Source organism: Micromonospora sp. NPDC006766 (genome assembly GCF_040636055.1).
In the GTDB taxonomy this organism is placed as follows: domain Bacteria; phylum Actinomycetota; class Actinomycetes; order Mycobacteriales; family Micromonosporaceae; genus Micromonospora.
Window position 1 is genome coordinate 44,210 of sequence record NZ_JBEYIX010000033.1, and the last position, 20,765, is coordinate 64,974.

Annotated in this window: 18 protein-coding genes; 10 read left to right on the forward strand and 8 right to left on the reverse strand. The window is 74.1% G+C overall.

The genetic code is table 11. From position 1 onward, the window contains the following. Nucleotides 1–40 precede the first annotated feature (40 nt). From ABZ671_RS23115 to ABZ671_RS23130, 4 genes are all read right to left on the reverse strand, one after another. The gene (locus tag ABZ671_RS23115) at nt 41–712 is read right to left on the reverse strand and encodes an endonuclease/exonuclease/phosphatase family protein (protein WP_357861663.1); all 672 of its coding nucleotides are present in this window, start codon (nt 710–712) and stop codon (nt 41–43) included. Nucleotides 713–743: 31 nt separating this feature from the next. Further along, on the reverse strand, nt 744–1,700 hold the full coding sequence (locus tag ABZ671_RS23120; RefSeq protein WP_357861629.1) for an ROK family glucokinase: 957 nt from the start codon (nt 1,698–1,700) through the stop codon (nt 744–746). Between the two features lie 63 nt (nt 1,701–1,763). Beyond that, nucleotides 1,764–2,459: a hypothetical protein gene (locus tag ABZ671_RS23125; RefSeq protein ID WP_357861632.1), complete on the reverse strand. Its 696-nt coding sequence runs from the start codon at nt 2,457–2,459 to the stop codon at nt 1,764–1,766. Nucleotides 2,460–2,502: 43 nt separating this feature from the next. Then, complete coding sequence (locus tag ABZ671_RS23130; protein WP_357861634.1) at nt 2,503–2,958, reverse strand: SRPBCC family protein; 456 nt, start codon at nt 2,956–2,958, stop codon at nt 2,503–2,505. Nucleotides 2,959–3,137: 179 nt separating this feature from the next. Here ABZ671_RS23130 and ABZ671_RS23135 point away from each other — a divergent pair, with 179 nt between their 5' ends. The 5 genes from ABZ671_RS23135 (at nt 3,138) to ABZ671_RS23155 (ending at nt 10,095) form a co-directional block, all read left to right on the forward strand. Continuing rightward, nucleotides 3,138–4,943, forward strand: a complete 1,806-nt coding sequence (locus ABZ671_RS23135) for an AMP-dependent synthetase/ligase (protein WP_357861636.1) — start codon at nt 3,138–3,140, stop codon at nt 4,941–4,943. Nucleotides 4,944–4,957: 14 nt separating this feature from the next. Next, nucleotides 4,958–6,649: a GAF domain-containing sensor histidine kinase gene (locus ABZ671_RS23140; protein ID WP_357861638.1), complete on the forward strand. Its 1,692-nt coding sequence runs from the start codon at nt 4,958–4,960 to the stop codon at nt 6,647–6,649. 7 nt (nt 6,650–6,656) lie between these two features. Continuing rightward, complete coding sequence (locus ABZ671_RS23145) at nt 6,657–7,325, forward strand: response regulator transcription factor (RefSeq protein WP_007072219.1); 669 nt, start codon at nt 6,657–6,659, stop codon at nt 7,323–7,325. 207 nt (nt 7,326–7,532) lie between these two features. Then, nucleotides 7,533–8,345, forward strand: a complete 813-nt coding sequence (locus tag ABZ671_RS23150) for an SAM-dependent methyltransferase (protein WP_357861640.1) — start codon at nt 7,533–7,535, stop codon at nt 8,343–8,345. 82 nt (nt 8,346–8,427) lie between these two features. Next, complete coding sequence (locus tag ABZ671_RS23155; RefSeq protein ID WP_357861665.1) at nt 8,428–10,095, forward strand: bifunctional diguanylate cyclase/phosphodiesterase; 1,668 nt, start codon at nt 8,428–8,430, stop codon at nt 10,093–10,095. Between the two features lie 61 nt (nt 10,096–10,156). Here the strand turns inward: ABZ671_RS23155 and ABZ671_RS23160 are convergent, their stop codons facing one another. The 3 genes from ABZ671_RS23160 to ABZ671_RS23170 all read right to left on the reverse strand — a co-directional run bounded on the left by ABZ671_RS23160 (nt 10,157) and on the right by ABZ671_RS23170 (nt 14,104). After that, nucleotides 10,157–11,281: a glycosyltransferase family 4 protein gene (locus ABZ671_RS23160; protein WP_357861642.1), complete on the reverse strand. Its 1,125-nt coding sequence runs from the start codon at nt 11,279–11,281 to the stop codon at nt 10,157–10,159. Then, nucleotides 11,278–12,537, reverse strand: a complete 1,260-nt coding sequence (locus ABZ671_RS23165; protein WP_357861644.1) for a M48 family metallopeptidase — start codon at nt 12,535–12,537, stop codon at nt 11,278–11,280. The genes ABZ671_RS23160 and ABZ671_RS23165 overlap by 4 nt, the downstream gene beginning before the upstream one ends. Before the next feature lie 118 nt (nt 12,538–12,655). After that, nucleotides 12,656–14,104, reverse strand: a complete 1,449-nt coding sequence (locus ABZ671_RS23170; protein ID WP_357861646.1) for an NYN domain-containing protein — start codon at nt 14,102–14,104, stop codon at nt 12,656–12,658. 127 nt (nt 14,105–14,231) lie between these two features. Between ABZ671_RS23170 and ABZ671_RS23175 the strand changes: the two genes are divergently transcribed. The 5 genes from ABZ671_RS23175 (at nt 14,232) to ABZ671_RS23195 (ending at nt 19,794) form a co-directional block, all read left to right on the forward strand. After that, nucleotides 14,232–15,989, forward strand: coding sequence for a DEDD exonuclease domain-containing protein (locus tag ABZ671_RS23175; RefSeq protein ID WP_357861648.1), 1,758 nt, complete (start codon nt 14,232–14,234; stop codon nt 15,987–15,989). A gap of 128 nt (nt 15,990–16,117) precedes the next feature. Next, a complete protein-coding gene (locus tag ABZ671_RS23180; RefSeq protein ID WP_357861667.1) occupies nt 16,118–17,908 on the forward strand; it encodes a RelA/SpoT family protein in 1,791 nt (596 codons plus the stop codon). 38 nt (nt 17,909–17,946) lie between these two features. Continuing rightward, the gene (locus tag ABZ671_RS23185; RefSeq protein ID WP_357861650.1) at nt 17,947–18,480 is read left to right on the forward strand and encodes an NUDIX domain-containing protein; all 534 of its coding nucleotides are present in this window, start codon (nt 17,947–17,949) and stop codon (nt 18,478–18,480) included. After that, nucleotides 18,477–19,454, forward strand: coding sequence for a sugar phosphate nucleotidyltransferase (locus ABZ671_RS23190; RefSeq protein WP_357861652.1), 978 nt, complete (start codon nt 18,477–18,479; stop codon nt 19,452–19,454). The genes ABZ671_RS23185 and ABZ671_RS23190 overlap by 4 nt, the downstream gene beginning before the upstream one ends. A gap of 52 nt (nt 19,455–19,506) precedes the next feature. Continuing rightward, nucleotides 19,507–19,794: an Lrp/AsnC ligand binding domain-containing protein gene (locus ABZ671_RS23195; protein ID WP_357861654.1), complete on the forward strand. Its 288-nt coding sequence runs from the start codon at nt 19,507–19,509 to the stop codon at nt 19,792–19,794. Nucleotides 19,795–19,855: 61 nt separating this feature from the next. Here the strand turns inward: ABZ671_RS23195 and ABZ671_RS23200 are convergent, their stop codons facing one another. Next, nucleotides 19,856–20,554 carry a DUF4142 domain-containing protein gene (locus tag ABZ671_RS23200; RefSeq protein ID WP_357861656.1) on the reverse strand — a complete coding sequence of 233 codons (699 nt, stop codon included), beginning with the start codon at nt 20,552–20,554 and terminating at the stop codon, nt 19,856–19,858. Nucleotides 20,555–20,765: the final 211 nt, after the last annotated feature.

Here is a 20,765-nt window from a genome sequence, read left to right on the forward strand (position 1 = left end):
TTGTCCAGCCCCGACGCGGTGACCACGCCGGGCCGGTGGCTCAGTCTGCGGCGGGCAGCAGCAGGTCGGCCAGGACCGGGAGGTGGTCGCTGGCCCGGCGGGCCCGCGGGGTGTCCACGACGTCGTGGTCGACGACGGTGATGCGCGGGTCGACGAAGAGGGCGTCGATGCGGCGCTGCGGGTCGGCGCACGGAAAGGTGGGCCGGGCGGCCCGACCGGCGGCGACCGCGGTGTCGGTCAGTCCCTCGGCGACGGTCCGCCACGCCGATCCGTCCGGCCCCTCGTTGAGGTCGGCGCCGGCGACCACCGGCAGCGGCGTGGCGGCCAACTCCCGCTTGAACGCGTTCGCCTGGGCCGGCCGCTCGGCGGGGTCGGTGGACAGGTGGGAACCGGCCAGCAGGAACCGGCTGCCGCCCACCCGGCACTCGGCGTACGCGGCGCCGCGCAGGTGCCGCCCGGGAGTCAGCGGGTAGCGCTGGCACCGGGTGGCGAGCACCCGGACCCGCAGGCTGGTCAGCAGCAGGTTGCCCAGTGCGGGCAGGCCGCCGGCCGCCACGACGAGGCCGAACCCGTCGGCCAGCGAGGCGCACTTCTGCCGCCACCGGAACCGCCGCGGCCCCTCCTGAACGATCACCACGTCGGGGGCGGCCGACCGGACCACCTCGGCGAGCGCGGCAGTGTCGTCCCGCCGGCTGTGGATGTTGTAGGACATCACCCGCAGCGGTACGCCCGGCCCGGCCACCTCAGATCCGCCGGGCGAGGTCGGCGGCGCCGATCACGCCCGCCGCGTTTCCCAGCTCGGCCGGGCGCACCTGCGCGACGGGGAGGCGGCCGCGCGCCGCGAGCGCGTCCGTGTACGACCGCCGGGTCGGGCCCATCAGCAGGTCACCGGCCTCCACCACACCGCCCCCGACGACCAGCACCTGCGGGTCGAGGATCTGCGCCATGTCGGCGAGGCTCGTGCCGAGCCAGCGGCCGACCTGGGCGAACGCCTCGGCGGAAACCGGGTCGCCGCCCTGCGCCGCGGCGGTCACCATCGGCCCGGTGATCGCTTCGGCTTCGCCGCCGGCCAGCTCCAGCAGGGCGGTGGCCCGGTGCGGTTCCTGCCGGGCGGCGGCGCGGGCGAAGCGGACCAGGGCGCTGCCGCTGGCGTACTGCTCGATGCAGCCCAGCCGGCCGCAACCGCACTGGTGGCCGTCCGGCACGGTGAGCATGTGCCCCAGCTCGGCGGCGATGCCGTGGGCGCCGCGGAGCAGCTCGCCGCCGAGCACGATGCCGCCGCCGACGCCGGTGCCGATGGTGAACATGACCATCGAGTCGTCGGCGTCGCGGCCCGCGCCGTAGCGGAACTCCGCCCAGGCGGCCACGTTCGCGTCGTTCTCCACGATCACCGGCAGGCCGGTGGCGTTGCCGACGTACTCCCGCAGCGGCTCGTCCCGCCAGGCCAGGTTGGGGGCGAAGAGCACGGTGGAGCGGGCGGCGTCGATCCAGCCGGCCGCGCCGATGCCGACCGCGTCGACGGTACGGCCGGTGGCCAGCTCGGTGACGACCTCGATGATGACGTCCCGGGTCTTGGCGACGTCCTCGGCGGGGGTGTCCCGTCGAGCCTGGACGAGAACGGTGCCGGTGTCGTCCACGACACCCGCGGCCACCTTCGTGCCACCGACGTCGACTCCGATGGTCAGCGTCACCGCTGCCACTCCCCTCTGCTGTGCTGCCCGTCAGCGGCCGAACCGACCGTGCGCTGCCGGGATGTCCGGTGGTCAGGCCCCGTCGCCTGGTGCGTCCTCGCCCACCTCGTCGGGCGCCCGTGAGGCGGGCACCACGGGCCGGCCGGCCGGCGGCCGGATCGGTGCGTGCGCGTCCGGCCCGGCGGCATCGGCGGGCGGCACGACGGCGCCCGCGGCGGCCGTGCCCTCCCCCCGGGTGGCGGCGGACCACACATCCTGCTCGGGTGCCGGCTGAGAATCATGCCTGGTACGGGTCGCCTCGCGCCAGACGTGGTCGCCCGCCGGGGGCGTTTCGCCGGATTCGTCGGGGGCGGCCGGGTCGGTGGCTGCGGCGGGCTCGGCGGGGCCGGCTGGCTCGGCGGGCTCGGCCGGGGCGAAGGCGCGCAGCAGGCTGGCCACGCCGGCGGCCAGATCGCCGGCACCGGTGGCGAGCCGCTCGGCGAATTCCGGACTCGGGTCGCGCAACGCGGCTATTCCCCGGCAGATCGGGCAGACGCAGCATTCGGGCGTTCCGGTAGCGAAACCGGTGCTGCCTGCCGTCGCGGGCGGCGGGCCGTCACCGGAACCGGCTCCGCCCTGGTTGTGACCGAGCACACCCGCGAGGATCCCACCGAGCGGACCCCAGGGCCCCGCGCCGGGCGCGGCGGCGGTCAGCCGGGCGGTGGCCAGCAGCATGGCGACGAGGCGCTCGGCCTCCTCGCGGGCCGAGCCTGGATCAGTGGTGCCCACCAGTCGCTCCTCCTCTCCGGTGGCGACCGGATCGCCGGTCGGGTCAGTGGGCCGCGCCGGGGGCTTCTACCCGGCGCTTGAGCTGCTTCAACGCCGCATCCATGATCATCTTCTCGGCTTTGCGGCGAAACATGCCGAGCATGGCCACGGAAAGTTCCACCTCGAGGGTGTAGGTCACCGTGGTGGTGCCGTCCGGGTTGCCGACCAGGTCGTACGACCCGCGCTGAGACTTCTGCATCTTCGAGGGCGCCGCCAGGTGCCACTCGACGCGCGAGAGGTCCTCGGCGTACGCGTAGGCCAGCACGTACTCGTCGGCCATGACGCCGGCGTCGATGGTGAACCGGACCTGGCTGGCGTAGCCGTCCTCGTACTCCTCGATGACCTCCGCGCGCCGGATCGCCTCGGCCCACTCGGGGTAGCGGGGAAAGTCGCAGATGACCGCCGCCACCCGCTCCGGTGACGCGCCGATGATGATCGACTGGGTGGAGGAGTCCGCCATGGGGGGAGGCTACCCGGCGCGAGCCCCGCACGCCCCGCTCCACCCCGGGGCGTCGCCCCGCGCGCCGCGTCCCACCTGCCGGGCCGGCGGCCTCGCGCCCGCGTCCCCCTACCCGGACGGGTAGGTTTCGACAGAGCCGACCACCGCCGGTCCGGCCGGTGCGAGCCCGAGGGAGTGCAGTGCGCGAATTCTCCGTTCCGCCGATCGTCACCGTCGGCGACGCGGCCAGCCTGACCGACCCGGTCTGGGAAAACGCCGAGGTCGCCCCCGACACCGTGCAGTTCGTCCGAAACGTGTGCGGCGAGGGCGGCGCCCCGACGGAGGTCACCTGCCGGCAGTTCCGTGACGAGGTTGTAGCGGTGGCCCGGGGCCTGGTCGCCGCCGGCATCTGCCCCGGCGACCGGGTCGGGCTGATGAGCCGCACCCGCTACGAGTGGACCCTCGTCGACTACGCCATCTGGGCCGCCGGCGCGGTCACCGTGCCGATCTACGAGACCTCCAGCGCCGAGCAGGCCGCCTGGATCCTCGCGGACTCCGGCGCGGTCGCCGTGGTGGTCGAGACCTCGGCGCACGCCGCCCTGGTCGCCGCGGTCCACGACCGGCTACCGCAGCTGCGGAAGGTCTGGCAGATCGAACTGGGCGCGGTGGACGAGCTGATTACCGCCGGCGAGCCGGTCGACCCGACCGAGATCGAGGTACGCCGCTCGGGGGTCAGGGCCGACGACATCGCCACCATCATCTACACCAGCGGCACCACCGGCCGGCCCAAGGGTTGCGTGCTGACCCATCGCAACATCTACGCCGACGTCGCCAACGCCGTGCCGGTGCTGCCGAACCTGTTCCGGCAGAGCGCCTCCACCCTGCTTTTCCTGCCGCTCGCGCACGCCTTCGCCCGGCTCATCCAGATCGGCGTGGTGCAGGCCCGGGCCACCCTGGCGCACTGCGCGGACACCAAGAACCTGGTCGCCGAGCTGCAGGCGTTCAAACCGACGTTCGTGCTCTCCGTGCCCCGGGTCTTCGAGAAGGTCTACAACGGGGCGCGGCAGAAGGCCGAGGCCGAGGGGAAGGGCCGGATCTTCGACCGGGCCGAGCAGGTCGCCATCGCGTACAGCCAGGCGCTGGAGACCGCCGACGGGCCGGGCCTGGGGCTGCGCGCCCAGCGCGCCGTCTTCGACCGGCTGGTCTACCGCCGGCTGCGGGCGGCGATGGGTGGCCGGTGCCGGGACGCCATCTCCGGCGGTGCCCCGCTCGGCGCCCGGCTGGGGCACTTCTTCCGGGGCATCGGGGTGGACATCTGCGAGGGCTACGGGCTGACCGAGACCTCCCCCGCCGCCGCCGCGAACCTGCCGAGTGCCACCCGGATCGGCACGGTGGGCCGCCCGCTGCCCGGCGTGACGATCCGGATCGAGGACGACGGCGAGATCCTGATCGCGGGCGAGCTGGTCTTCCGGGGTTACTGGCGCAACGACGAGGCGACCGCGGAGGTGCTCACTCCGGACGGCTGGTTCCGCACCGGCGACCTGGGCCAGCTCGACGAGGCGGGCTACCTGAGCATCACCGGCCGCAAGAAGGAGATCATCGTGACCGCGGCCGGCAAGAACGTCGCCCCCGCGGTGCTGGAGGACCAGGTCCGGGCTCACCCGCTGGTCAGCCAGTGCGTGGTGGTCGGCGACCGGCAGCCGTTCATCGCGGCGCTGGTCACCATCGACGAGGAGGCCCTGCCGGGGTGGCTGGCCGCGCAGGGCCGACCGGAGACCACCAGCGTCGCCGAACTGCGCGACGACGACGCGCTGCGGGCCGAGATCCAGGGCGCGATCGACCAGGCCAACCAGTCGGTCTCGAAGGCTGAGTCGATCAAGGTGTTCCGGATCCTGCCGCGGGACTTCACCGAGGCCACCGGCGAGCTGACCCCGTCGCTCAAGGTCAAGCGGCAGGTCGTGCACAAGACGTACGCGGCGGAGATCGCGAACATCTACCGCCGCTGACTACCATCCGTCACGTGCCCGCCTCGACACCCAGCCAGCCGCAGACGCAGCCCCTCGCCGTGGCCGCTCGCGTGGTCCTCCTCGCGCTGGTCGCCGCCCTGACCCTGTTCGCCACCCGCGACGTGGCCCAGCTCTGGTGGATCGCCCTGCTGGGCCTCGCCGGACTGCCCGCGGTGCTGGCCCCGCAGCACCGGCTACTCGGGCCGCTCAGCCGCTTCGCCGAGGTGATCGTGCTCGGCCTGGCCGCCAGCAAGGTCGCCGCCGACACCCACCTGAGCGGGGTGACCGGCGGGGTGGGCGCCTCGGCGGTGCTGCCGTACCTCGCCGTTCCGGTCACCGTGACCGCGCTGCGGCGCCGGTTCCGCGAGGGCGCGGCGCTGCTCGCCGTCGTCGCGGCCACCCTGCTGGTCAGCGCGGCCTTCACCGAGGTCGGCGGCGGGCGGCAGCTCGGCCAGCTCGGGTACCTGGCGGTCTGCGCCCAGTGGCTGATCCTGGCCGCTCTCGGCCTCTACACGGCCGGCATGCTGCAGCGGGTGATGCGGGTCCGCGGCGAGGGCAAGCCGCAGCCGTACGTGGAGGCCACCCGGCTGCTGACCCAGCTGCGCACGGTCGCCCGCCAACTGCCCGGTGCCACCCTCGACCCGGGCGGCATCTCCGAGCATCTGCTGGAGGAGCTGCGGGTGGTGGCGAAGACCGACCGGGGCGCGGTGCTGTCCGCCAGCGGCGGCGGCCGGCTGGTGGTGCTCGCCCAGATCGGTGCGGACCGGGTGGACTGGGAAACCACGCTGGACGCGGACTCGGCGATCGCCGATGCCTGGGCCAGCCAGCAGCCGCAGACCTCGACCCGGTCGCAGGCCCGCTCGCAGCACTCCGGCGAGGTCTCGGCGCTGATCGTGCCGCTGGTGGCCGGGGTGCGGACGGTCGGCCTGGTGGTCGTCGAGGCGGACACCGCACACGCGTACCCCCCGCCGGTGGTCTCCCGGGTGACCGCGCTGACCGGCCCGGCGGCGCTGCGGCTGGAGGCCGCGCTGCTCTTCGACGAAGTCCGGTCGCTGGCCACCAACGAGGAGCGGCAGCGGCTGGCCCGGGAAATCCACGACGGGGTCGCCCAAGAGCTGGTGATGGTCGGGTACGGCATCGACAATGCCCTGGCCACCGTGCACGACGACGCCGAGGAGACGGCCGAGAGCCTGCGTACGCTGCGCCACGAGGTCACCCGGGTGATCACCGAGCTGCGGCTGAGCCTGTTCGAGCTGCGCAGCGAGGTGGACCGGCACGGCGGGCTGGCCGCCGCGATCGCCGAGTACGCGCGCACGGTCGGCGCGTCCGGGGGTTTGCGGGTGCACCTGTCCCTGGACGAGTCCACCGCCCGGCTGCCCGCCGCCACCGAGGCCGAGCTGCTGCGCATCGCTCAGGAGGCGGTGACCAACGCGCGCAAGCACGCCGGGGCGTCGAACCTCTGGGTCACCTGCGAGGTGGACCCCCCGTACGCGCAGATCGAAGTGTCGGATGACGGTCACGGCATCGGTGACCAGCGCCCCGACGGGCACTATGGTCTTGCGATCATGGCCGAGAGGGCGGAACGTATCCGGGGCCGGCTGGAGATCAGGCCACGGCGACCCAGTGGGACGACCGTGGCGGTGGTGCTCGGCTCGTCGCCCCGGCGGGGTAAGGTGCGCGGCAGCGCAGCAGCAGAAGGGGAGTAACCCGAGGATGACCACCAGTCCGACACCGGCCACCCGCACCAAGGTTCTCCTTGTCGATGATCACGACCTGATCCGGAAGGGACTGCGGCACGCCTTCGAGCGGGACCGCCAGTTCGAGGTCGTGGGCGAGGCCGCCACGGCTGCGGAGGGCGTACGCCAGGCCGGCGCGCTCCAGCCGGATGTAGTGATCATGGACCTGCGGCTGCCCGACGGCAGCGGCCTGGAGGCGACCCGAGCCCTCCGTAAGTCCAGCGCGTCGATGGGCATCGTGGTCCTCACCATGTACGCCGGCGACGACCAGCTCTTCGGGGCCCTGGAGGCGGGGGCGAGCGCGTTCGTGCCGAAGACCGCCCCGGCCGACGAGGTGGTGGCCGCCGCCCGGCACGCCGCCTCCTCGCCCAGCGCGTTCACCGCGGCCGACCTGGCCGAGGCGATGAAGCGCCGGCTGGCCCCGTCCGGCCCGCAGCTCTCCCCGCGGGAGGGCCAGGTGCTGCGGCTGCTCGCCGACGGCATGAGCGTCGCCGGCATCGCCAAGCAGCTGTTCGTCAGCGAGTCGACCGCCAAGACGCACATCTCGAAGCTCTACGAGAAGCTGGGCGCCGCCAACCGGGCCCAGGCGTTGATGACCGCGCTGCGACTGGGCCTGCTGGAGGCCCCGGACGCGCCCAAGTTCTAACCGCCGGTCGACAGTTCGAGCGAGAGGCCCGTGTCCGCACCCCGGACCGGGCCTCTCGGGCATTCCGAGCTACCGGTGAACACGTACGGTGCGGGATCGACCGCGCAACGACGGCGGTCTTTGCACCACGACAGCGGGCGGGCAGAATACCCGGATGGTTCGCGCGAGTAACGACTCGCGCGCTGTCGACACAAAAGGGGCAGGGGCATGCAGCGGCCGGACTGGGCACCCGACACCATCGACATCGAGCGCCCCAGTGTGGCCCGCATGTACGACTACTACCTCGGCGGCTCACACAACTTCGCGGCCGACCGGGCCGCCGCCCGAGCCATGGTGGACGCCGTGCCGGAGGCCCCGCTGATGGCCCAGGCCAATCGGGCCTTCCTCCGCCGGGCGGTGCAGTTCCTGGCCGAGTCGGGGGTGCGCCAGTTCCTCGACATCGGCTCCGGCATCCCGACCGTCGGCAACGTGCACGAGATCGCCCAGGGGGTCGACCCGGAGTGCCGGGTGGTCTACGTCGACGTCGACCCGGTCGCCGTCGCGCACAGCCGGGAGATCCTGGCCGGCAACGACCGGGCCACGGTGCTCCGGGAGGACCTCCGCCAACCGGCGGCGATCCTCGACCATCCCGAGGTCAACCGGCTGCTGGACTTCACCCAGCCGGTCGCCGTGATGATCGTGGCGGTGCTGCACTTCATCCCCAACGCCGACCGGCCGGAAGAGATCCTGCGCACGCTGCGGGCGGCCCTGGCCCCGGGCAGCTACCTGGTCATGTCGCAGGCCAGCGACGACGGTCGCACCGCCACGGGCGAGCGGGCGGAAGCCGAGCAGGTCTACCGTCGCACCGACAGCCAGCTCTTCATCCGTAGCCGGGCCGAGCTGGCCGGGCTCTTCGACGGTTTCGAGCTGGTCGACCCGGGCGTGGTCTGGGTGCCGCAGTGGCGTCCGGAGTCGCCGGAGCAGGCGGAGAACGCCGCGCAGGCGGTCTTCCTGGGCGGCGTCGGGCGGCTCGGTGGGTGACGGCGCCGCCGCGACCCGCTCCTGCCCCGACGGCTTCGCGCGGGCCTGGGCCAAGGCGGTCTCCGGGACCAGCTACCTGCCGATGACCCAGGCCCAGTTGGAGGCCCTACTCCAGCGGCTCACCGATCGGCTGGCCGTGGCGATCCGGGCCGAGCCGTTCGACCTTCGCGTCGGTCAGCAGGTCGGCGCCGAGCTGGTGCAGGCGCACATCGCCTCCGCCGAGGGGCTGGGCCGCACCATCGAGGTGATCCAGCTCCGCCTGCTCCGTGACCTCGGCCTGGTCGCCGACGACGTCGAGGACCGGATGGCCCGGCTGCTCGCCACCGTCGCCACCGGGTACGCCCGCGCCCTGCGCGACCGCACGCTCGACGAGCAGGAGTCCATCCGGCGGGCCGCGATGATGGCCCAGGCGCAGGCCGAACAGGCGCTGCGGGACAGCGAGGCCCGCTTTCGGCACCAGGCGACCCACGACCCGCTGACCGGCCTACCCAACCGCGCGCTGTTCACCGAGCGACTCACCGCCGCGCTCGACGAGCCCGGCCGGGGCACCGACCGGATCGGGGTCTGCTTCCTCGACCTGGACCGCTTCAAGGTGGTCAACGACACCCTCGGCCACCAGATCGGCGACTCGCTGCTGGTGTCGGTGGCGCAGCAGCTGCGCCGGGTCGTCGGCGAGCACCTGGTGGCCCGGCTCGGCGGAGACGAGTTCGTCATCCTGGTCGAGCGCACCGGCGGCACCGAGGACGCGGTCAAGGTCGCCGAGGCCGCCCTCAAGGCGGTGAACGAGCCGGCGCTGGTCGACGGGCACGAGCTGACCGTGTCGGCCAGCATCGGCATCGTCGAGCGGCCGGTGGCCGGCACCACGCCGATGGAGCTGATGCGGGCCGCGGACAGCACCCTGCACTGGGCCAAGGCGGCCGGCGGGGCCCGCTGGTCGATCTTCGACGCCGACCGCAACCGCCGTGAGCTGGCCCGCTACGCCCTCTCTGTAGCGATCCCCGCCGCTCTGGACCGGGGTGAGTTCTACCTCGACTACCAGCCGCTGACGTCGCTGCGCGACGGCCGGCTGCTCGGCATGGAGGCGCTGGTCCGCTGGCGCCATCCGGAGCTGGGCGTGCTCCGGCCGGACAGCTTCATCGGGCTGGCCGAGGAGACCGGGCTGATCGTCCGGCTGGGCAGTTGGGTGCTCGCCGAGGCCTGCCGCGAGGCCCACGGCTGGTCGGCGGGGCGCGACGACGCGCCGTTCGTCAGCGTCAACCTGGCCGTCCGCCAGCTGCACCGGCCGGGCCTGGTGCAGGAGGTGCAGGACGTGCTCGGGCGGACCGGGCTGCCTCCGGAGCGACTTCAGCTGGAGGTCACCGAAAGCACCATGATGAGCACCGTCGATGAGCCGGTCCGGGCCCTGGGCGTGCTCAAGGACATCGGGGTCCGGGTCGCCATCGACGACTTCGGCACCGGCTACTGCAACCTGGCGTACCTGCGGGATCTGCCGGTCACCGAGCTGAAGGTGGCCGGCGAGTTCGTGACCCGGTTGCGCGCCCCGGCGGACGACCCGGGCAGCCGTACCGACGAGCGGATCCTCGCCTCGCTGGTCTCGCTCGCCCACGCGCTCGACCTGACCGTCACCGCCGAGGGCGTGGAGACCGCCGACCAGGCCGACCGGCTGCGCGCGATCGGCTGCGACGCCGGGCAGGGCTGGCACTTCGGTCGCCCCGGCCCCGCCGACCAGGCCCTCCCCCACCCAGCCTGACCCCGCGCCCAGCCCGCGCCCCCATGCCCGGCTTGATCAACTCAGTGTGCGGGCGGGCGGGTCAGCCGGCGAGCAGAGCGGCCATCCGTTCGGCCTGGGCCTCCCAGCGCCACTCCTTCTCCACCCAGGCACGGCCGGCCGCGCCGAGCTGGCGGGCCAGGTCCCGGTCGGCGAGCAGCGTCGCCACCCGGTCGGCGAGCTGGGCCACGTCCAGCCCCCGGACCACGTACCCGGTCTCCCCCTCGCGGACGGCGTCGGGCGCGCCGCCCGAGTCACCGGCCACCACCGGCAGCCCGGTCGCGCTGGCCTCCAGATAGACGATCCCCAACCCCTCGACGTCCAACCCGCGGTTGCGGGTCCGGCAGGGCATGGCGTAGACGTCGCCAGCGGCGTAGTGGGCGGGCAGCTCGGCCGCCGGCACCGAGCCGGTGAAGACCACGTCCCGGTCCACCCCCGTCTGCCGGGCCAGCTTCTCCAACGTGGCCCGGTACGGCCCGCCGCCGACGATCAGCAGCGCCGCGTCCGGCACCCGGCGGCGGATCTCCGGCATGGCCCGGATCAGCATGTCCTGCCCCTTACGCGGCACCAGACGCGAGACGCACACCACGACCGGCCGGTCGGCCAGGCCCAGCCGCAGCCGCACCCGCTCCCCGCTCACTTCCGGGTGGTAGGTCTCCACGTCAACGCCCGGCGCGAGCCGGCGCAGCTCAGTCACCCCGTCCAACACCCGGGCCAGCCGGGTCCGGGTGTATTCCCCCAGATAGGTGGTGACGTCCACGCCCCGGCCGATCCGGCGCAGCGCCGCTCGCGCGCCGGGCAGCGCGGCCCAGCCGACCTCGTGCCCGTGGGTCAGCGCCACCGCCCGTCGGATGCCCGCCCGCCGGCGCAACCCCGCCGCGAGCAGACCCAACGGCGCCGCCGCGCCGAACCACACGGTGTCGCAGTCGTACGCCCGGGCCAGCTTGGCGGCGCGGCGGGCGATCAGCGGGGTGGGCAGCAGCACCTTGGTGCGTTCCCGGATCACCTCGAAGGGCTGGTCGGCGTCGAACTTGGCGGCGCCGCGCCAGCTCGACGCGTACACCACCACCGAGCCGGGGGGCTGGCGCACGGCCAGGTTGTGCACGAAGGACTGGATGCCGCCGGGGCGGGGCGGAAAGTCGTTGGTGATCAGCAAGGTCCGGCTCATCTGCCGATCTCCCTGGCGTAGGCGCGGGCGGCGGCCATCCGCTCCACGGTGGACGGGTGGGACGCCGACCAGAGGTACTCCCAGCGCGGCGGGTCGGGGTCGGCCAGGTTGACCCCGGCCAGGCGGCGCTGCATCGCCTCGAAGGTGGCCGGGTCACCGGTGAGCGCCAGCGCGTGCGCGTCGGCCCGGGCCTCCACCCGCCGGGACATCAGCGCCTGCGCCGGGGTGGCCACCAGCCCGGCCACCGTGATCAGCGCGATGAGCAGCGGGAACGCCCGGGGCTGGGCGATCGAGTCGACCCCGGCCAGGCGCAGCAGCGGTGGCCAGGAGCCGATCAGATAGAGCGCCGCCACCGCCGCGGCGGCACCGAGCGCCCCGACCAGCGTGCCCACCCAGACGTCGCGGTCCTTCGCGTGGCCCAGCTCGTGGGCGACCACGCTGGTCACCTCCTCCGGGGTGGCCTCGCGCAGCAGGGTGTCGTAGACCACCACCCGCCGGGTGGGTCCCAGCCCGGAGACGTAGGCGTTCACCGCGCGGGTGCGCCGGGACGCGTCGGCGACCAGCACGTCGCGGACCGGCACCCCGTCCCGGGCGGCCATGCTCATCAGCTCGGTGCGCAGCGGACCCGGCTCCATCGGGGTGAACCGGTTGAACACCGGCTCCACCAGCACCGGCAGCACGAACGACAGCAGCACCACCAGCCCGGCCGCGCCGGCCGCGCCGAACGCCCACCACCAGCGGGGGGCGAGCCGGACCACCGAGTAGAAACCGAGCAGGACCAGCGCGCCGATGACCGCGGTGACCGCGTACGACTTGACCAGGTCAACCGCCCAGCCACCCCAACCCTGGGTGCTCAGCCCATACCGGGCCAGCACGGTGTGCCGCCAGGCGGCCAAGGGCAGGGTGAGCAGGTCGACGAGGAGCAGCACGGCCAGCCCGCCGAGCACCGCCTGAGCGACCCAGTGCCCGCCGAACGGCCGGCCGGCCAGTTCCACCAGCCGGCTACCGAGCGGGGTCAGCCCGAGCGCGAGAGCGATCAGCAGGCCGACGGCCAGCGACGCGTACCCGCCGGGGCGCAGCGCGGCGTGGAAGGCCCGCCCCCGGGCCACCTGGTCGACCGGCAGGGCCCGCAGCGCGGCGAGCTGGTCGGCCCGGGGCGCCGGCGGCCGGCTCCACGGGATCAGCAGCGCCCCGACGACGACCAACGCGACGACCAGCCCGGCCAGCGTGAGCACCGCCCAGCCCCGCGGACTCACCCTCGTGCCCCGTCGTCGCGCCCTGCCCGCGTCATGCCGCCGCTCCTCCCGCCGTGAGCGCTCATCCTAAGTTCCGGCGCGGGCGCTCGAGCCGGTGCCCGCGCCCGAACATCGCCCATCAGGAGCGGGACAGCCGGCGCAGCAGCGAGTCAGCGCCGAGCGGGTACGCGCCGTGCCGGCGTACCCCGTCGGCGACCTCGCGGTCGGAGGAGACCACCACCACCGTTCGGCCCGGCGGCTCGGCGCGGACCAGCCGGCGGATCAGCTCGTCCGCGGTCTCGCCCTTGCGGCTGAAGAGCACCCGCACCCCACGCGGCGTGGGCGGCAGCCCGTGGATCCGCTCGGCGCCGTCGAAGACCACGGTGATCTCGTCGCCGGTCTGCGCGGCGATCCCGCCCAGCCCGCTGATCAGCCGCTTGCGCTGCTGCTCCAGCGACATCTCGCCGAAGCCGCGCTTGGTGACGTTGTAGCCGTCGACCACCAGGTGTGCCTTGGGGAGCGCGAGCAGCTGATCCAGCCGGGCCGGGTCGTCGGTGTCCCGGGCGCGGGCGGCCGCGCCGGCCGGGGTGGCCGCCGACTGGTCGGCGAAGGCGTCGGCGACGAAGTCGGCGGGCAGCTTCTCCACCGGGTCGAGCGCCAGCTCACGGCGCAGCCCGACCGCCGCCTGACCGATGGTCTCCAGCAACAGCCACAGCCTCGCGTCGTCGACCGAGCGGGCCTCCTTGGCGGTGGCCCGCGCCATCCCGGCGGTCGACTCCGCCTCGGCCAGCCGGGCCCGGACGCGGCGCAGCTCGGCGTCCGCGTCGGCCGTCGCCCGGGCGGCCCGGCCCCGCTCGGTGGAGAGCAGCTCGGTGGCCTTGCGCTCCCGGGCCTGGGCCTCCCGCAACGTACGGGTCAGCTGCCGGGCCTCCTCGCGAAGCTGGCCCAGCTCCTCCCGCACCCGGGCGAGCTCGTCGCGCAGCTTCTCCGCCTCGACCCGGGCCACCGCCCGGTCGTGCTCGGCCCGGGCAGCCCGCTGCTCGGCCTCCCGAACCAGCTCGGCCACCACCGCGCTCTCCGCCTCCGCACGCACGGCGGCGCCGCTGGCCTCGATCAGCTCCCGCCAGCCTCGCGGCCGGGTCAGGTAGGCCAGAGCGGCCACCTCGACCGGGTCGGCGGCGGCCGGGGCGGTGCCCGCCACGACGGCCGCGCCGAGGTCACCGGCGTCGGCCAGCACCCGCGCGGCGATCCGCTGCCGGAACAGCGGGTCGGCGGTGAGCTGGGCGGCGATGGCCGGGGCACCCAGCCGGGCCCGCCGGTTGGGTGCGAACTTGGCGACCCGGCGCAGCGGGACGGGCACCTCGTCGGCGGGCAGCCCGGGCAGCACGGCGGCGGTGAGCGCCACGATCCGCTGCCGGACCGGCTCGGGCAGGACCGGCTCGGGCTCGGGCGCGGTCGGCCCGTCGGCGCCGGCTCGCGCGCCGCCCACGTCGACGGCCGCGTCGTGCGGGCTCTCACCGGCGTCGTGCACGGCGGCCACCGGCTCCTCCTCGGGGAGGTGGTCGTCGTACGGCTCGGTGAGGGGCATGTGGCAAGTCTCCCACCGCGGACGGGCCCACCGCCCGGTGAGTGAGCCGATCTCTCATCCTAAGCCCGTGATAACGGCTGGGGCAGGTGGTACGGGAGTGTCGCACCCGGCCGTTAACGTGCCGCGGGTGACGCGAGCGGTGTACGTCCAGGAGGCGCTGGCCGGCCTGGACCGGGCGACGGGCACGGGGGTGGACCCCGCGCTCCCGCTCTACGCGACCACCTTCGTGGTGGTCGACCTGGAGACCACCGGCGGCGCGCCGGACGGTGGCGGCATCACCGAGATCGGCGCGGTGAAGGTGCGCGGCGGCGAGGAGTTGGGGGTGCTCGCCACCCTGGTCAACCCGGGCGAGCCGATCCCGCCGTTCATCACGGTGCTGACCGGCATCACCCAGGCCATGCTGATTCCCGCCCCGCCGATCGAGCAGGTGCTGCCGAGCTTCCTGGAGTTCATCTCCGACGCCGTGCTGGTCGCCCACAACGCCCCGTACGACGTGGGTTTCCTCAAGGCCGCCTGCGCGAAGCACGGCTACCGCTGGCCCAACCCGCGGGTGCTGGACACCGCGGCCCTGGCCCGTCGGGTGCTCACCCGCGACGAGGTGCCCAACCGCAAGCTGGGCACCCTGGCCGCCTACTTCCGCACCGCGACCGAGCCCACCCACCGGGCGTTGGACGACGCGAAGGCCACCGTCGACGTGCTGCACGGGCTGATCGGCCGGCTCGGCGGGCACCGGGTGGAGACCATCGGCGAGGCGATCGAGTTCGCCCGGGCGGTCACCCCCACCCAGCGCCGCAAGCGGCACCTCGCCGACGGGCTGCCGAAGGTGCCCGGTGTCTACATCTTCCGGGCGGCCGACGAGCGGCCGCTCTACGTCGGCACCTCCGGCGACATCGCCACCCGGGTCCGCAGCTACTTCACCGCCGGCGAGAAGCGGGCCCGGATCTCCGAGATGCTGGCCGCCGCCGAGCGGGTCGAGGCCGTCGAGTGCGCCCACTCGCTGGAGGCGGAGGTCCGCGAGCTGCGGCTGATCGCCGCGCACGCGCCGCCCTACAACCGGCGCTCCAAGTACCCGGAGCGCCAGGTCTGGCTGAAGCTCACGGCCGAGGCGTACCCCCGGCTGTCGATCGTGCGCGACCTCGCCCCGACCGACACCGCCTACCTCGGCCCGTTCCGCTCCCGGCAGGCCGCCGAGCTGGCCGCCGCCGGCTTCCACGACGCCGTGCCGCTGCGCCAGTGCACGCACCGGCTCTCCCGGCGCACCACCATGCCGGCCTGCGCGCTGGCCGAGCTGGGTCGCTGCCCGGCGCCCTGCGAGCACCGGATCACCCCCGAGGAGTACGACCACCGCGCCGCCGCCCCGTTCCGCACCGCCACCACCGACGACCCGCAGCTGGTGGTGGACGCCCTGCTCGCCCGGATCGGGGTGCTCTCCCACGCCCAGCGCTACGAGGAGGCCGCGGCGGTGCGGGGCCGGCTGGCCGCGGTGCTGCGCGCGACGGTCCGGATGCAGCGTCTGGTCGCGCTGACCCGCATCGAGGAGCTGGCCGCCGCCCGCCCGCACGCCCGCGGCGGCTGGGAGCTGGCCCTGGTTCGGCACGGCCGGCTGGCCGGTGCCGGAGTCTCCCCGCCCGGCGTCCATCCACGACCGACGCTGACCGCGATCCGGGCCACCGCCGAGACCGTGCTGCCCGGCCACGGCCCGGTCCCGGCGGCCACCGCCGAGGAGACCGAGCGCATCCTGTCCTGGTTGGAGCGACCGGAGACCCGATTGCTGGAGGCCTCCTCCGGCTGGGCGTCACCGGCCACCGGCGCGGGCCGGTTCCGAGCCCTGCTGACCAAGGCCGAAGACGCAGCGTCCACCCAAGTATCAACCGAATGCCCATGACCAAGTGTCCGATCGGACTACGTCGGCTCCCTTAGGCTGTTAAGAAGAGTGCAGTCCTGCCCGTTTCGCGGGCCTGCTCCCGGTCGTCGCACGCGTCGACCTGGGGCCGGGGTGAGGAGGTGTCCCAGGTGGACGTCGACGCCGGACACGGCGCCGCCCTGGGCGGCACCCTGCCGACCCAGCCCGGCGAGCTGCCGCTGACCCGCCGGCTACGCTCCCTGCTCACCTGGCCCACCACCGACACCGACCCGGTCAGCGCGCTGGTCCGCGCCCACCGCGGCAGCCACGCCAACGCCGACGCCTCCGTGCTGCGGCGGGCGTACACGATCGCCGAGAGCATGCACCGCGGCCAGTTCCGCAAGAGCGGCGAGCCGTACATCACCCATCCCCTCGCCGTCGCCCAGATCTGCGCGGACCTCGGCATGGACACCACCACCCTGGTCGCCGCGCTGCTGCACGACACCGTGGAGGACACCCGCTACACCCTGCAGGCGCTCCAGGAGGACTTCGGCCGCGAGGTGGCCCACCTGGTCGACGGGGTGACCAAGTTCGACAAGGCGTTCTACGGCAAGGCCGCCGAGGCGGAGACCATCCGCAAGATGATCGTCGCGGCCGGCAAGGACGTCCGAGTTCTGATCATCAAGCTGGCCGACCGGCTGCACAACATGCGCACCCTCGGCGTACGCTCCGCCGCCTCCCGCGAGCGGATCGCGCGCAAGACCGAGGAGGTGCTCGTCCCGCTCTGCGACCGGCTGGGCATCCAGACCCTCAAGCGCGAGCTGGACGACGTGGTGCTGCTGCACCTGCACCCCGAGGAGCACGCCCGGATTGCCCGACACGTACACGACCGGCCCGGGTGGGACGCCTACCTGACCGATGTGGTGGCCAGGACCAGAGTGGCGCTGCGCCGCAGCCGGGTCGACGCCAAGGTCTCCCCCCGACCCCGGCACCTCTACTCGATCTGGAAGGACACCGTCGCGGGCGGCCACGCCACGCCGTTCGACCTGCCCCGCATCGCGATCGTGGTGGACGGCCCGGCCACCGACTGCTACGCGGCGCTCGGCGCGGTGCACGGGCTGTGGCGGCCGGTGCCGGGTCGGTTCAAGGACTTCATCGCCTCCCCCAAGAACAACCTCTACCGGTCGCTGCACACCAGCGTCTGCGGTCCGCAGAACCGCACCGTGGAGGTGCTCATCCGCACCGAGGAGATGCACCGGTCCGCCGAGTACGGCATCGCCGCCCACTACCGCTTCCCGCGGGCCGCCGGGCGGGCCGCCGACCGGGCGGATGAGCTGACCTGGCTGCGCCGGGTGCTCGACTGGGAGCAGGACACCGTCGACCCGACCCAGTTCATGGCGTCGCTGCGCTGCGACCTGGCAGAGGCGCAGATCCAGGTGGTCGCCGACGGGCGGCAGATCGTCCTTCCGGCCGGCGCGACCCCGGTCGATCTGGCGTACGAGTTGGGCACCGAGCGGGGTGACCACTGCCTCGCCGCGCGGATCAATGGGCGGCTGGCCCCGCTCTCCTCCGAGCTGGACGAGGGCGACGTGGTGGAGATCTTCACCGAGAGCGACGCGGAAAGCGGCTTCGAGGCCGCCGTCGCGCCGCGCGGGCCGCGCCGGGAGTGGCTGGGCTTCGTCAAGTCGCCGCACGCCCAGATGCAGATCAACCGCTGGTTCGCCGAGCACACCGAGCCGGGCATCTCGATCGCCGACAAGGTACGCCTGGGCCGGGCCACCATCGGTCTCGCGTTGCGCAAGCACAGCCGAGGCCTGGCCAACGACCTGCCCCTGCTGCGGCTCTCCGAGGAACTGGGCTACCCCGACCTGGAGACCCTGCTGGTGGCGGTGTTCGACCGGGCCGTCGAGCCGGACACGGTGGTCCGCCAACTGATCGACCTCGTCGATCACCGGAAGTAGGAACGGCGGCCGATCCCCCCGCGCACTAGCCTGAGGGGATGATCCCCCGCGCGCGTGCCACCGGACGGGCCCTCGGCTATCAGCTCTTCTACCGGCTGCCCGTCCCACTGCGACGCCGGCTGGTCCGCCTGGCCGTGCCGAAGTACGTCGTCGGCGCGGTCACCCTGGTCCGGGACGCCGAGGACGCGGGGCGGATCCTGCTGTTGCGCCAGCCCCCCGGCTACAGCTGGACCCTGCCGGCCGGGCTGCTGCAACGCGGCGAGGCGCCGGTGGCCGGCGCGGCCCGCGAGCTGTACGAGGAGTCGGGTATCCGGCTCTCTCCCGACCGGCTCCGCCCGGCCGCGCCCAACGCGCTGGTGCACGCCAAGGGCTGGGTGGACGTGGTCTTCGAGACCGAGGTGCCGGCCTCGACCACCGAACTGACCGTGGACGGCGCCGAGGTGCTCGAGGCGGCCTGGCACCCGCTGGACGACCTGCCGCGGCTGAGCCGGGCCACCGCCAACCTGCTCGGTCACTACGGCATCGGCCCGCGCGCCGGCGAGGTGCCGCCGGTGGCGCCACCGGCCACATGACCGGGTCGCGCCCCGGCCCCACCGGCCCGCCAGACGCGGCCGGTGGGGCCGGGCGCGCGACCGACCCCGCCGGATGCCCGACCGACTCCGCCGGTGCCGGCTGGCGGGCCGCGGTGGACGTCTGCGCGGTGGTGCTCGCCGCGGGCGAGGGCACCCGGCTGCGGCCGCTCACCGAGCGGCTGCCCAAGGCGCTCTGCCCGGTCGGCAACGTGCCACTGCTGGACCGGGCCCTGGACCGGCTGGCCGGGCTCGGGCTGGCCGGTCCGGAACGCGTCGCGGTGAACGCCTGCTACCTGGGCGACCTGGTGGTGGCGCACGTCGGGGCCCGGGCACACCGGTCGGTCGAGCCTGGCGACCCCCTCGGCACCGCGGGCGGTCTGGGCAACCTGCGGGACTGGGTCGCCGGGCGGGGCGTGCTGGTCGGCAACGCCGACGCGTACCTGGCCGACCCGGGGACCCCGCCCGGGCCGGACGTCGCGGCGCTGCTGGACGGCTGGGACGGGTGGACCGTACGCCTGCTCGGCCAGCCGGCCGGCGGCCCGGCGGCCCCGGGAACGTTCAGCGGCCACCGGTTCGTCGGGTTCTCGCTGCTGCCCTGGCGGCTGGTCCGGGACCTGCCGGCGGCCGTCGGCGACCTCGTCCGGGCGGTGTGGCGGCCGGCGGAGGCGGCCGGCGCGCTGGAGGTGGTGCCCTACCCGGGCATCTTCTACGACACCGGCACGCCTGCCGACTACCTGGCGGCGAACCTGCACGTGGCCGGCGACGACAGCCTCGTCGCCCCGTCCGCCACGGTCACCGGCCGGGTGCACCGGGCGGTGATCGGCCCGGAGGCGACCGTCCGGGGCGAGGTCGTCCGCGCCGTGGTCTGGCCCGGCGCGACGGTCCGGGCGGACGAGCGGCTTGCCGACGCGATCCGCGCCGGGACCGAGTTGACCGTCCCGGCCACCCGGATCTCGGAGGCGGGGACGGCCTGACCCCGCGAGCCCTTAGCATGGGCGACGACGTCAACGAACGGAGAAATGTCCCGTGATCACCGCGATCGTGCTGATCGACTGCGCCACCGACTCCATCCCCGAGGTGGCCGAGAACCTGGCCAACCTGCCCGGCGTCAGCGAGGTCTACTCGGTGGCCGGTCACGTCGACCTGATCGCCATGGTCCGGGTCCGCGAGTTCGAGCAGATCGCCCAGGTCATCGCCGGCAGCATCTCCAAGGTGCCCGGGGTGATCAACACCGAGTCGCACATCGCGTTCCGGGCGTACTCGCAGCACGACCTGGAGGAGGCGTTCGCGATCGGGCTGGCCAACGCCGACTGACCGTACGCGTGGTGGCCGGCCCACCCCAGCGGGGCGGACCGGCCACCATCGGTCGTACGGGTCAGCTCTGGCTGGGCGCCGGGGTCTCCTCCGTGGTGCCCGGAGCCGGCGACTCGGTGCCGCCCGGAGCCGTGGACTCGGTGCCGCCCGGAGCCGGCGTCGAGGTGCCACCCGGAGCGGGCGTCGAGGTGCCACCCGGGCCGGGCGTGCCGCTGCTGGCGCTGGCCTGCGGGACCGGGATGCCGAGGGTCTGGGCCAGCGACTCCAATGCGTCGAGGTGCGCCTGGAGCACCGGCAGCGCGTCCTGGGCCAGCGTGATCACCGACTGTTCGGAGCCCTGCGAGATCTCGGTCTGGGTGGCCTGGATGGCCTGGACGTGGCCGGCCAGTTCGGCGGTCACCCACGCCTTGTCGAACGCGGCCCCGCTGAGACCGTTCAGCTGGTCGATGACCTTCTGCTGGTCCGCGGTCGGGCTGTTCGGCAGTTGGACGTTCAACTGCGACGCGGTGGACTTCACCGCGTCGTCCAGCTGGGTGTGGTCCGTCACGAACTCCTTGCCCAAGTCCTTGACCTGCTCGTTCTGGCCCTTCTGCTGGGCCAGGTTGCCCGTGGTGATCTCGGCCAGATTCACCTGATGCAGCGCCTGCAGGTACTGGGTGTCCTGCGTCGACGGCTGCGCCGCGGCCTGCGCCGCCGCGGCGGGCGCCACCCCGACCACCACCATGGCGGCCAGGAGCCCGAGGCGTTTGATACCCAACATCTTTCCCCCCCTTTTTCGTTGGACCGCACGGATACCCGGCTGACCGGGGTTATTCCTGCGAATCCACCCGTCCGGGTCGGGGGGTGGCGGGGCAGCGGAGCGGAAAAGCACCGGGCACGTGGTGGGCGGGACGGGACGGACGGCGTGGACCGCCCCCGACGACGACCTCGAGGCTTACTTCGCGGACGTGATCGCCGCCGACCAGAAGATC

What these genes read in the sequence shown, in the direction of transcription:
- ABZ671_RS23115 (WP_357861663.1), bottom strand. Translation starts at nt 712, where the DNA reads ATGTCCTACAACATCCACAGCCGGCGGGACGACACTGCCGCGCTCGCC.
- ABZ671_RS23130 (WP_357861634.1), bottom strand. Translation starts at nt 2,958, where the DNA reads ATGGCGGACTCCTCCACCCAGTCGATCATCATCGGCGCGTCACCGGAG.
- ABZ671_RS23145 (WP_007072219.1), top strand. Translation starts at nt 6,657, where the DNA reads ATGACCACCAGTCCGACACCGGCCACCCGCACCAAGGTTCTCCTTGTC.
- ABZ671_RS23150 (WP_357861640.1), top strand. Translation starts at nt 7,533, where the DNA reads ATGCAGCGGCCGGACTGGGCACCCGACACCATCGACATCGAGCGCCCC.
- ABZ671_RS23155 (WP_357861665.1), top strand. Translation starts at nt 8,428, where the DNA reads ATGACCCAGGCCCAGTTGGAGGCCCTACTCCAGCGGCTCACCGATCGG.
- ABZ671_RS23160 (WP_357861642.1), bottom strand. Translation starts at nt 11,281, where the DNA reads ATGAGCCGGACCTTGCTGATCACCAACGACTTTCCGCCCCGCCCCGGC.
- ABZ671_RS23170 (WP_357861646.1), bottom strand. Translation starts at nt 14,104, where the DNA reads ATGCCCCTCACCGAGCCGTACGACGACCACCTCCCCGAGGAGGAGCCG.
- ABZ671_RS23185 (WP_357861650.1), top strand. Translation starts at nt 17,947, where the DNA reads ATGATCCCCCGCGCGCGTGCCACCGGACGGGCCCTCGGCTATCAGCTC.
- ABZ671_RS23190 (WP_357861652.1), top strand. Translation starts at nt 18,477, where the DNA reads ATGACCGGGTCGCGCCCCGGCCCCACCGGCCCGCCAGACGCGGCCGGT.
- ABZ671_RS23200 (WP_357861656.1), bottom strand. Translation starts at nt 20,554, where the DNA reads ATGTTGGGTATCAAACGCCTCGGGCTCCTGGCCGCCATGGTGGTGGTC.